The 12,128-nt window shown below is 46.0% G+C and carries 12 protein-coding genes; 8 read left to right on the top strand and 4 right to left on the bottom strand.

Annotation, left to right across the window (positions count from 1 at the left end):
- Positions 1 to 51: 51 nt before the first annotated feature.
- Positions 52 to 1,194 (bottom strand): aldose epimerase family protein, encoded by a 1,143-nt coding sequence (locus BN102_RS07240; protein WP_019208447.1) that lies wholly within the window; start codon positions 1,192 to 1,194, stop codon positions 52 to 54.
- Between the two features lie 553 nt (positions 1,195 to 1,747).
- On the opposite strand from BN102_RS07240, the gene BN102_RS07235 reads away from it, so the two are divergent.
- Positions 1,748 to 2,449: a DNA alkylation repair protein gene (locus BN102_RS07235; RefSeq protein WP_019208445.1), complete on the top strand. Its 702-nt coding sequence runs from the start codon at positions 1,748 to 1,750 to the stop codon at positions 2,447 to 2,449.
- Between the two features lie 128 nt (positions 2,450 to 2,577).
- On the opposite strand, the gene BN102_RS07230 is transcribed toward BN102_RS07235, so the two are convergent.
- The gene (locus BN102_RS07230; RefSeq protein ID WP_019208444.1) at positions 2,578 to 3,759 is read right to left on the bottom strand and encodes a beta-galactosidase; all 1,182 of its coding nucleotides are present in this window, start codon (positions 3,757 to 3,759) and stop codon (positions 2,578 to 2,580) included.
- A gap of 392 nt (positions 3,760 to 4,151) precedes the next feature.
- Between BN102_RS07230 and BN102_RS07225 the strand changes: the two genes are divergently transcribed.
- From BN102_RS07225 to BN102_RS07195, 7 genes are all read left to right on the top strand, one after another.
- Positions 4,152 to 5,405 (top strand): site-specific integrase, encoded by a 1,254-nt coding sequence (locus BN102_RS07225; protein ID WP_004352001.1) that lies wholly within the window; start codon positions 4,152 to 4,154, stop codon positions 5,403 to 5,405.
- 12 nt (positions 5,406 to 5,417) lie between these two features.
- The gene (locus BN102_RS07220; RefSeq protein ID WP_004351954.1) at positions 5,418 to 6,701 is read left to right on the top strand and encodes a site-specific integrase; all 1,284 of its coding nucleotides are present in this window, start codon (positions 5,418 to 5,420) and stop codon (positions 6,699 to 6,701) included.
- 54 nt (positions 6,702 to 6,755) lie between these two features.
- Complete coding sequence (locus BN102_RS07215) at positions 6,756 to 7,241, top strand: DUF1896 domain-containing protein (protein WP_019208443.1); 486 nt, start codon at positions 6,756 to 6,758, stop codon at positions 7,239 to 7,241.
- Positions 7,242 to 7,900: 659 nt separating this feature from the next.
- Positions 7,901 to 8,170, top strand: coding sequence for a helix-turn-helix domain-containing protein (locus BN102_RS07210; RefSeq protein ID WP_004351902.1), 270 nt, complete (start codon positions 7,901 to 7,903; stop codon positions 8,168 to 8,170).
- A 3-nt stretch (positions 8,171 to 8,173) separates the two neighbouring features.
- Complete coding sequence (locus BN102_RS07205) at positions 8,174 to 8,488, top strand: helix-turn-helix domain-containing protein (protein WP_004352047.1); 315 nt, start codon at positions 8,174 to 8,176, stop codon at positions 8,486 to 8,488.
- Positions 8,476 to 9,111 (top strand): DUF3408 domain-containing protein, encoded by a 636-nt coding sequence (locus BN102_RS07200; protein ID WP_006950437.1) that lies wholly within the window; start codon positions 8,476 to 8,478, stop codon positions 9,109 to 9,111. The genes BN102_RS07205 and BN102_RS07200 overlap by 13 nt, the downstream gene beginning before the upstream one ends.
- Before the next feature lie 201 nt (positions 9,112 to 9,312).
- Positions 9,313 to 9,732 (top strand): plasmid mobilization protein, encoded by a 420-nt coding sequence (locus BN102_RS07195; RefSeq protein WP_006950436.1) that lies wholly within the window; start codon positions 9,313 to 9,315, stop codon positions 9,730 to 9,732.
- A 163-nt stretch (positions 9,733 to 9,895) separates the two neighbouring features.
- Here BN102_RS07195 and BN102_RS07190 read toward each other — a convergent pair whose 3' ends face one another.
- Entirely contained in the window at positions 9,896 to 10,453 is a 558-nt protein-coding gene (locus tag BN102_RS07190) for a hypothetical protein (protein ID WP_023925222.1), read from the bottom strand.
- A 5-nt stretch (positions 10,454 to 10,458) separates the two neighbouring features.
- Positions 10,459 to 12,078, bottom strand: coding sequence for a hypothetical protein (locus BN102_RS07185; protein ID WP_004351965.1), 1,620 nt, complete (start codon positions 12,076 to 12,078; stop codon positions 10,459 to 10,461).
- Positions 12,079 to 12,128 lie beyond the last annotated feature (50 nt).

Genomic DNA, 12,128 nt, shown 5'->3' with positions numbered 1-12,128 from the left:
TCCATCACCTATTCCATGCTTGCCTGCTATGCTGTTTTTGCTGTTGGATACTTATTGAACTACGCCGAACTTAAAGATGCAATGGCTGTGATAGGTTTTTCCCGGTTCCAGGTAGGCGGAAGGCCATTGTGGTTTATTGGGAGTATCCGGATAATGTTGCGTCTCCAAACACACGGCCGCTCGTTGCGGATAAGTGATACCGTCTTTGCCCGTTACGGTATCATCCAAGAAATTGCCGGTATAGACTTGGATGCCGGGTTCGTCGGTATAAACCTCCAACGAGATGCCGGTGACGGGGCTCACTAATCGGGCGGCTATCCGGCTGTCGTCGCCTTTTGTGTTCAATACGAAGTTATGGTCGATTCCGTGACCGAACCTGATCTGTTCATGATCGAAGGCTGTGACTCTGTCGGTCAACGGAGCAGGGGTGCGGAAATCGAACGGCGTGCCGGCTACCGCCATCATTTCGCCTGTGGTCATGAACGTGCTGTCGACGGGAGTGATGCTGTCGGCGGCTACGTAAAGGATATTGTTCATAGTCGCCTCGGCAGGGTTTGCATTCAGGTTGAAATAAGAGTGGTTGGTCATGTTGATGACCGTCTTCTTGTCGGAAGTGGCTTCGTAACGGATGTCGATGGCGTTGTCTTCGGTTAATTGATAGGTGACGCTTACCGATACGTTGCCGGGAAAATTCATATCTCCGTCGGGAGAAGTCATCGTTAACTTCAAAGTGTGATCGTCCGTTTGTGTCGCCTCGTAAACGCGGTATTGCCAGCCGTCTGGCCCGCCGTGCAGCGTATGCCCGTAATTATTGGTCGGCAATTGGAAGGTACGGCCGTCGACGGTGATCTTCCCAAATGCGATACGGTTGGCATATCTGCCGATGATGGCACCGAAATCGCTGGGGATCGTTTGATAATCTTTGATATGATCGAAGCCGAGCACCACATCTTTCATCTCGCCGTTCTTATCCGGCACCCAGATCGAAACGATCCGCCCGCCGAAGTTCGTAATGCATACTTCCATACCGGTCTTGTTCTTCAATGTATATAGGCGAACTTGTCGGGTACCGACGATGGTCTCGAAATTTTCGGGATTCAATCCCGATTGGGTCAGTACTGTCTTCTGCTGTGACGGAGTGCAAGCGTTTAGCATAGCGAATACCAAACCTGCTGTCAATGATGTTTTTTTCATGAACGTGTGATATAAATTAAACGGATATGTATTATGAACAACGTAAAAGTAGTGCTTAGTTGAAACACTTGAACAGGATGCGATATGTTATTCAACATAAAAGTGTATCTTTTATACTCGTTGATGGAAGATTGGATTCCGAATCGCGTCGTGGAAATTCGAGATCGATCCGTTGAGATTGAGGTCATCGGATCGGCTTGGTTCTTCGTTGGGAATGAAAATTTCCCGATTTCGCCTCTCTTTATCATACCTGCGAACTAAAATTATCGCAGGTAAAGAGTGAAGTTGTATCTTTGCGGAGCTATTCATCGAGAAGACGACCTGAAAACGGTTTGGAGCGGCGGTTGATAGCGGTGTTTGACAAAAATGTTTTTTACTGTTGGTTAGTCATGGGATTGTGTGCGATATCCGCTGTTCCGTATGGATATGTGAACTATAAGAATTATTCAGATTAGGATTGGAAGATGATAGTAGTACCGTCAAAGGAAAAAGACGTCATCGTTTTCGGAATTCGCATTTCCATGATCGAGAAATCCTCCTTATATTTGTCGCGATGAATATGGAAGAACAACTAATGACAGTATTGCAGGCGTATGCCAAAGAGGAGAAACGCTTGCATTTGCCCCGTTTCTTCAAGACGGGGAAGGGCGAATATGCGGAAGGTGATCGGTTTCTCGGCGTGGTAGTGCCGGATATAAGGGCTGTTGCGAAACGGTATGGGAAGGCTTCGTTCGAAGAATTGAAACCCGCGATCGTTTCGAAATGGCACGAAGTGCGGTTATGCGTACTTCTTATCCTCGTGTTGAAGAGCAGGCAGGGAACGGAAGAAGAGCGGGAGGACGCGTACTCCTTCTATTTAGCTCATTCGGCATATGTCAACAATTGGGATCTGGTCGATTTGTCCGCTCCTACGGTAGTGGGGGAATACCTGCTGGGCAAGTCGCATGAAGTGCTTTACCGCTTGGCTGAGAGTGCATCGCTGTGGGACAATCGGATCGCTATCGTTTCGACATACGCTTTTATCCAGAAGCATGAACTGGACGACACGTATGCCTTGGCTGCGAAACTGATGCCTCATCCCCACGATTTGATTCATAAAGCAGTGGGCTGGATGCTCCGCGAAGCTGGCAAACGGGATGTGCAGCGACTTTTCTCTTTTGTGGAACGATATCGGCACGAGATGCCTCGCACGATGCTCCGATATGCCATCGAGAAGTTTGATGAGGGGCAGCGGAGCTACCTCATGAGGCGTTAGGTTCTCCGCAAAAGCCATACGGCTTCGCAAGGTTGCCGCACCCTACGTCCGTCGGTCACGAGAAAGACTGCGTTTGACTTTTGCGGAAGTCGCATGTCGGCCTTTATAGTTGATTGACGATGCTGAAATTAATAATGTATGGCCGGAGTCGGAGGAATATCTTTGCGATACGGCTGGGCTTTGCCGGTAGCCACTTCGTAGATACGTCCGTTGGTTTGCTTCATCCCTTTCATCAGTTCTTCGTAAGGGATGTCGGCTGTGTTGACGACTCCGATGTTGTAGTTCTCTCCGTCGAACCGGCCGGTGTAAGGCTGATCTACCCACTGGAAGTAGTGCATTCCTACCAACTCCGGTCGTGAAAACCCCTCTTCCATGTAATTCCGATAAGCGGCCGCCCGATCTTCCTGAGACAATACACCAATGATGCCGGTGGCAGGCAAGGCGCGATCGACGGCTCCGTGATGGAATTCGCCGATCATGACCGGTTTCCCGCTTTTCTTTGCTATCTCGGCCGTTGGGGGAGGAAACATTCCGTATCCGTTGATCGAGAAGACGTCGAATCGTTCGCCGGCTTTATAAAGCAAATCCGAACTGATCCAGGCGTAACGCATGCCCAAGTTCAGGTGATGCTTGTCGACTTTCGCGACTTCATCGCATGGGACGTCGACGTATTTCTTGACCATGACGGAGGAAAAATCGTTGAAGTCGGTCTTTGCCGTTTCCGACGGGTAATTCTTGAAAGTTTCCGCTTTCAAGGCCTCGAAGTCCTTCAGATTCAATCCCCAGGTTTCGTTGAGGGCATGGATGTTGCCCCCGTACCTCGTTTTCAGCCAGTCGATGAAGGTGTTTTTCGTCTCGGAAGCTCCGGGGGTGGCGAACATTTCATAGGCGAGGTTATGATAACCGAAAGCCCATTGGGGTTCGTTCCGGAGGAAATAGCCGATCAGATAAGGATCGTCTTTGTAGTCGTTCAATTGTTGTGCGAAGATTTCCGCATTCCGTCTGTATTCGTCCGAGAATACATCGGGAAAATCGCGATAGACAACGGTTGCGGTCGACGGGAAATCTCTCAGGGGAAGCACGTACGGAATGCCGCTATGCTGGGCGAAGGAGAGATCCGACCAGTTCCCCACCGTGTTGAAGCGGAGACTCTTCAGAAGGTCGACGGTAAACGCCGACCACCGTGCTTTCCAGTCTTTTCCGAAGATACGGATCAGATTCGCTACGTAAAAGTCGACGGCGGGGAGGTCGTGCCTTTCCGATACGGCTTCCCGGAAGGCTGGATCGCTGTCGGGCAACCATTCGAACAAGTCTTCGATCCCGATGACCGGCCCGCTTGCCGAGGCGGATATGCAATCGATGCCGGCGCTCAGAAAGGCGTAACCTTCGGGATCGACCAGCCACCACCGTGAACCGTCGTATTGTGTTCGGAAGTATGGGAGTAGAAAGCAGAATATGGCATAAAATTCATATCTGACTGAAATACAGCGGATATTGCTTGTTTCTTCTTAGGGTTGCATCATAGAAAACAGGCAGAAAAGGGAGCGAAAAGGAGGGAGTTCAGTTACCAAATCGTTCGACAAACGATGAAAGGAAAAGGACGGCTGAAAGTGGTAACTAAAACGGTGTTTTCTCTTTCATTATCAATGTTTTGCATCGCTCAAAGTTCCTCAAAGAAGTGTAATTTTGCAAGTAAAAAACAATGGAAAAAGAAAAATTCAAGCTGCTTTTCTACCTCAAGAGAGGTACGCAGGACAAAAACGGAAAAAGTCCCATCATGGGACGCATCAGCGCAGGACGCTCTATGGTACAGTTCAGTTGCAAATGCTCGTGTACTCCTCGTTTGTGGGATAGTCGCAAGAACCGACTGCTGGGCAAGAGTGCCGAAGCCGTATCGGTAAACAAGGAACTTGACCGCCTACAAGTGAGCATACACAAGGTTTATGAGTCTCTTTCGGGTAAATCCGATGCTCCCATCACGGCAGAGCGAGTACGGGAATTGGTGTTCGGGCTAAACAGCGAGGCGCAGGGACTGCTTTATCATACGGACGAGTATATCGACCGCTTCCGTGAGCGTGTGGGCATAGACCGCAGCGAACGCAGACTAAAATGCCTGTTGCTCTTTCGCAAGCATCTGGCAAACTTCGTCAGGTATCGCTACCATGTGGAGGATATTCCCGTACAGAAAGCCGATGCCGCCCTTGTCAAGGACTTGGAAGACTACTTCGCCAAAGAAAAGGGCTTCAAGCTCAACACTTCGGCTGGTTATCTCTCCATGCTGGCTTCCTTGCTCAAAGACCTGCATAAACGGCATATCATTGACACCTATCCCTTCATCAACCATTCCATTCGTTGGGAAGTGGGTACTCCACGTTACATCACGAGGGAGGAGGTAAGTCGTATCGCAGCCTTGGGAGAAGATAAATTGCAAGGCTATGAAAAAGTGTCGAGGGATATGTTCCTTTTCTCCTGCCTGACGGGACTTTCCTATACCGACGTGTATCACTTGACGGAGCAGCACATCTTTCACGAAGCGGGAATGACTTGGATACGCAAGCCGAGAATAAAGACGGGCAACGTGTGCCACATCCCCCTACTTCCCGAAGCCGCTGCCATTATCAAGCGTTATCGGGGCATTCACACGAGGGCTTTCCGACACGAACCGCCCAAGGGGTATCTGCTGCCCATACCCGGATGCGACACGGTAAACATACACCTCAAAAAGATAGCACGGCTTTGCGGTATTCAGAAAACGCTGACCTATCACATGGCACGGCATACCTTCGCATCGCAGATGACACTGTCGAAGGGCGTGTCCATTGAGAGCGTTTCCAAAATGCTCGGACACAGTCAAATCAAAACCACGCAAGTGTATGCGGAGACTTCTCCCGAGCGTGTCTTTCTGGACATAGAGAAAATACTTCCACAACTCGCACATTATCAACTGACCAACTAAAACCGCAGCACAATGAAAAGTACATTTTCCATACTATTCTACACGGACAGAAGCAAGACCAATGAACACGGAGTATGCGTAATCCGTTGCCGTATCACCTGCAATGGTACGTCCTCATCGTTTTCCACGCAGTTGCAAACTTCCCCCGATGAGTGGCTTGCCCGAAAAGGGCGCATCAAGGCGACAGCAGGTAATTCAAGCGGCATCAATCTGCAACTGAACTCAATCGAAGAGTGCTTGCATTCACTCTATGAACGTACACTAAGGGAAGAAAACTATATCACGGCGGAATACCTCAAGGAGCGTTATATGCAGCAAAGTCGCCCTATGCCAACACTTGCGGAGCTATATCAATCCGTTTGTGAATACAAGGAGGAATTGCAGGGCAGAACCTTAAGCAAGGCAACCGTCAGGGCTTTTAAGGACAGCTACAAGAGTTTTGTTCATTTCCTGCAAGTAAGGGACAGGGCAGACTGTATGCCCACAGAGGTGGACAAGACTTTGCTTGAGGACTATCGCCTTTTCATGCTTCGGGACTTGGGAAACAAGGAAAGCAGTGTCGGCAACCGCCTACGCCACTTGCATCAGGTCATTCGCAAGGCATTGCAGGAGCGATACGTTCGTGAAGACCCTTTTGAACTCATAGACATAGAAACGCCTACCTACGAGCGCAATGCACTTACGGCGGACGACCTGCAAAAACTCTTGGCTTACCGTCCGCACCGCTCAGTGGACAACCATTGCAGACTTATTTTCCTCTTGGGCTGTTTCACGGGGCTGGCATTCTCAGACTTAAAGAAACTCCGAATGGACGATGTTTATACATTCGGGGATGGGCGTAGGTACATATCGCTCTGTCGCACAAAGACACAGAACAGAAGTATTGTCCCGTTACTGCCCATTGCCGAGAAAATACTCGCCATAGTGAGCCCCGGACGAAGGGAGGGGCTTTTCTTTCGAGAGTTTCCCAGCAACAGTAATTTCAATAGAACTATTCAGGAGATATGTATTAAGGCAGGACTGCCACCGCATACCCAAGCGACCTCGCACACCGCACGGCACACCTTTGCCACGACCATCTGTCTGGAGAACGGACTTCCGATAGAAACGGTGAGCAAGATGCTGGGGCATCGCTTTATCTCCACGACCGAGATTTATGCACGGGTGACCAAGAGCAAGATTGCCAAGGAAATGCAACCCCTGATGGGTAGTGAGCATACAAGGGTACTGCGTAAAGCCTTACGGCTGTGTCCGTCAAGAACACCGAAAAAGTCAAGTCCCATAATTGGGATGTAACAGCCGTAATGAATGATTCAAAAAAAGAAGTCCAACTTTTTAACAAGAAGAACAATGAAACAGAAGAACAAAAAGGAAATTTCCTACTTCCGATTGAAGTTGGAAAGCTATATGAGTGAACATCACCCCGAGCGATTGGGAGACAAGGAGCTTATCACGGCAAGAGCCGACATGGCACTGACAGCCTACTGCGATGCCGTGGCGCAAGGTTTTAATCATTTAGAAGCAGAAAGAATAGCAAGTGAAGTGCTTTTCAGTGGACTGCATTTCTCAAAGTACGATACCCTTGTTTCTGTCTTGGAGGACGAGTTTGAGAGGGAACTTCCTACACCGCTCCCCGAGAGGCTTTCGCTTTTATTGTTGGCGGACAAGGCTGTTCAAGCCACATTCGCCAAGTATGAACTGACGGACGCATTTGCCGCAAGCGGACAATACGACCGTCTTTACACCGAACTGACAGGCACGATAGTGCTGCTCATCGAGAGCAACAACCTGCCAACGGTCAAACAGACGGAGGAGGCAAGCCCGAAGGCGTTGTAGGCAAAGGCGCACGCAAAGTTCCTGATGCCGTTTCTTATCGTGCAAAGGTACAACGGCAGCCTGTCTGCCCTGCAAGGTCGAGTCCTGCGGATGGAGAGAAGAATCTCCACCGTAGGATTTTTCTGTTTCAAGGTGGTATTGCCATTTTCTATATCCATGCGGTCGTATTCATCTCTCCCAACCTTGCAGGGCTGGGCTGCCGTAGAGAGTATAGGCACGACAAGAATACGGCATACTCAGGCTCTTTGGACGCAAGGCGTAACAACTAACAACAGATAGGACTGACGATAATACGGACAATCTATTGTTTGTACAATTTGTTGTCATGACTATCTGTTGTCAAAACTATATATCGTCAAAATAATCTATCGATAAAACTATCTATCGACACTTCGACATCTCGATTTGTCGAACTATCGAATTATCGATAAAACAACAAAATAATAAAAGGAACGAACCGGCACCTCATCTCATTACCGCAATAACACAGACGGATTTCCTTTGTTTTTCTATTGCTTTCTTTCTATTTCCCTGCTTATCCTCATTTCTTGCAGCGGTGCTTCCGAGGGTTTACTTTTGCACCCGAGAAGTACGGCAATGGACTGCATAACAGTTTGTTTGCTGAGTAACAATAAAGTAATCAAAACAAAATTAAGGCAATGAAACTCATTATCATCGACCGCAAAGCGTGGGAGCGACATCGCTCCGAATTTGCAGACTTTATCCATCGTGTGGAGAAACTCATCGGTAATCCTCCTGAGACCGAGCAATGGCTCGACAACGAAGCCGTGTGCAAGCGTTTGGGCATCAGCAAGCGTACCCTACAATCATACAGAGATACGGGTAAAATTCCTTATTCAATGATTGGACATAAGTGCTATTACAAGGAGAGTGACATCATGGAGATACTGAACTCAAAAAATGAATAAACAATGGCAGAGAACGAAATCATTACACAGCAAGACCCTCAGATGCAGATGTTTGCACAACTGATGGAGGGCATCTTAAAGAAACTGGAGCGTTATTGCGCCACTGCCCGTCCGATGTTGGGTGGAGAGGTTTACCTCACTGGTGAAGAGGTTTGCAGCCAATTACAGCTCAGCACACGTACGCTCCAAGAGTACAGAAACTCAGGAACGCTTCCTTTCTACAAAATCGGAGGGAAGATACTCTACAAGCAGAGCGACATACAAGCCATGCTTGAAAAACACTATAACCCGATACCCAAGAAATTATGGCAAGAATAGATGAACAAAGGAAACAGCGCTTGGAACAAGCCATTAGAGATATGGGAAATTATGGCGTTAAGCTCCGCAAGCCCGAAAAGTTGCCCGATTTTGACCAGCCCTCCGATTATGAAGAGGAGAAGAATAGATTTGAGCCTATAAAAATGGATGAAGATGATGAAGAAGAGGCTTTGTCCGAAGAGCCATTGACAGCGGAAGAGAAGCGAGAAAGAATATTGGAAGAAGCACTGAAACGGATGGCAGAGGACGGAACTACCGGGATTCCTTCACGGCGCACTGCGATGTTTGACCCTTCAGATGATGAAGATGCTTCGGAGGAAAAAATAATCAGCTCAGAGAAAATTAAAACGGGCACGGAAGAAGTTTCTCGTCAAGTGGGTAAGAGCAAGACGAAAGGCAAGGACAGAGAGGACTTAGCCCGGTTTCAAGGGAAATACCTCCGCCCCTTTCGCAACAGCCATCGCAAAGCTGTGTATGTGTCAGAGGAAACCCAACGAAGATTGGACTTCGTGGTGCGGAAAATCGGTGAGCAGGGAGCGAGCGTTTCAGGATACGTGGAACAAGTGCTTCGGGAACACCTCGACCAATACAAGGAGGATGTGGAAAGATGGCGGAAACTCTGAACCACTGCATTCCTCGAATGCAAACCCCTGCCGAGTTACCGCATTCACAGAATGCAGTAACACAGCTGGGGCTTATCAACCTCTTTCTTGATATTGGCAAGGTGTGTCTTTGTACCACAAATTGCCATTTGTCCCACAAAGACCCTTGCCCCGAAAGGGGATTAAATCACTCCAAAGTCGTGATTAGAAAACATAGAAACAATGAAAAGAAAGAAAACAAACAAGCCTGATGGCAAATGCACCACCTGCCCCAAATGGAACAGATGGCATATCAGAATACCTAATCCCAAAGACCAGCAAAAAGTCATCGAATTATATCGAAAGTCTGGAGCAAAAACAAAGAGCGATTATCTAAGGGCAAGATTACTTGGAGAATCTTTCAAGGTTATCACAGAGAATTCTTCTAATGAGAAATACATGCGTGAACTCACTAACATAATATCCCAAATTTATAAGATTGGTGTTCTCTATAATGAAGCAGTCAAGACACTTAACTGCTACCACTCAACAGCTACCGCCCAAAGAATGCTCCGCAAAATCGAAACTTATTCTGAAGCAATCATTAAACTGCAAGTGCAAGCGATAAAACTAACAGAGGAGTATTCCATGATTGTTGGGTAAATCATAATTTAACGTGAGTTCGACGGATTAAAACATCTGATTTTGTCGAACTCACGTTAAGTTACAATTTATTTTCTGTTTAATACAGATAAAAGATGGATAGAGGATAAGTAGTATTGCTGTTTTTACTTACCCTCTATCTTTATAACAACAGTTCTTACATTTAGTTCTTATTAGGTCGTCCACCCAAGACTAATCCAAGGGTTAAGCCATAGGTGTTAAATCCTTTACGTGTTACCATGACATGTGTGTTAACTCTAATTATATGCCATAATTCCACACCAATTTTAGGCATTATTACAGGGGATGTTGCATTTATATCCATGAACTCATCTCCCACGGTTTGATTAAAACCAACACCTAAGGCGACATTGATGAAAGGATTTACTTTTTGCCCCTGTCGAAAATTGTAACCACCCGTAGCGGCCAAAATCATAGTTCTGTTAGTCTGCCATTTATCGCTATTCCTATCATGCCAGAAATCACGCCGTGCTCCATCCGTCTGCAGTAGAAAGCCACAATCCCAAGGTGTGTTCTTGATGTTGTATCGAAGATTCACTGCTAATGATGGTCCAACTAATTTATCCCCACCATGATACTGGTCAAGAGGCAAAGTAATACCAAAGCCAAATTCAGTTTCAAGACATTTGACAGGTATCTCTTGCGCGTTACACGCAAAAGATACCATTATCATGATTGAAAAGACAATACATCTTAACATAATTCTTAATATTTATAGAAACGTACTCCACGCCATTGATTGTCATAATAAGCGGCACCAAACACATCCAGTTTATTAATGTCAAACTCGGAAGGAAGGAAACCTGTAATGCCTCCAGCATTAGTAAACGAAAATCCGAATGATCTATCAAAGATTACCGATTTTGATTTACAATTAGTGTATTCTTTCACTCCTGTAATATACGGATGTTCCTTATTAAACTCAATATTGGTATTACCCCATACTAAGTAAGCCATCATAGGATCTGTTGGTGTAATTCTTTTCTTTACTGGAGAATAGATATACTTATTCTCCAATGATTTTAATTGAGAATAGACGGCCTTCGCTGGTGCTTCATAAAGTTTGTTGCCTACCTTCTCACGCCAATCTTTATCTCCAATCTTAATTTCGGGAATCAGGCATATTATATCGTCTGTCCAATCTTTTATGAACTTCAATTTATGATAGTTACCATAGAAGAATTTTGACTGAATATTATTTATTGCACCCGTGAAAGTATTCCAATTCGTATTCATTGTAGGGTTAATGGTGGAATAGTTTCTTGGATTGTTGTATTTCATAACTCCATCTAAACCATTAAATCCAATTACGATCTTGGAAGCTTTTTCACCTTTCCAATATGGGATGCCTAAGAACTTTTTCCTTTTCTGCATATTTACTTTTATACCAGCACTAGCATAAAATCCATAGTTCACATCAAACACTTTCATCTGAACACGATGTTTTTTAGAGAAGTTGTTTTCGCGAGACACATCCTTGCCCCTGAGCCAATCGAAAAACTTTTGTACCACGCTATGATTCTTCCATAAATATGAGTTCGTATTATAACCCACGTGAAAAGCATTCTCTGTATATGTGTCATTAGATGCTGCTCGAGTTAGAGTTGCTGTTATTGGTTCGTCTACAGCCTCAAATTCAGAATATTGAATACTTTTATCAGAGAATGTTCTTGTGAAAGTAACATTCTCATCAAGAGCGACAGAAGCTCCTGGATTTACTTTAAGCTTAAGTTCAGGATTAAATGTTCTGATAGATTCATCAAGCAGCTTCTCTTTCTTGACATCAATGGAGAATGTCCCCTGATCTGTGATTTTATAAAGTCTACCTTCCACGCATACACGAAGAGTTGTGTCAACCATGTGTGTCATAATATCATCAAAGAGCAGATTCTCTGCCTTCATAACATTATATTCGTCTTGGGTCATCTCTTCCAACTCATCCAGTCCTTTTAGGTCCTCATTGGATATGCTGTTGACTTTTTGATCAATACTAGCTTCAGAGTTCGCGCGTGTTATATGGCGACCATTAGCAAGACGTTCACTCAAATCTGCTACAGATTCAAAATGAGCCCCACCAATTGCTCTTGTGTTAGGGAGAAATTTTTGACACGCAGAGGCTCCTGCGCCGTCTTCCGAATATTGCTCCACGAAATTTTGTAGACTCTGGACTGTGGGAAACACCAAGTAACCCTCGTTCGAAACTGAAACTGACGAAGTCGCAGATTGGTTAGTGGTCTGTGCTGTTTCAGCACCTGGACTAAGGTCTTCTGACGAACAAGCTGTAATGAGACTTGCAGTCAACATAAGAAATACTAATTTTTTCATGTTGAGTTTTATTTAGGATTAAACGATTAGTGTCCCAAAAGTAAATTATA

Origin of the sequence: Phocaeicola abscessus CCUG 55929 (genome assembly GCF_000312445.1) — a bacterium.
GTDB lineage: Bacteria > Bacteroidota > Bacteroidia > Bacteroidales > Bacteroidaceae > Phocaeicola > Phocaeicola abscessus.
The sequence above is the reverse complement of the archived record's forward strand: the minus strand, read 5'-3'. Positions and strand labels throughout refer to the sequence as shown.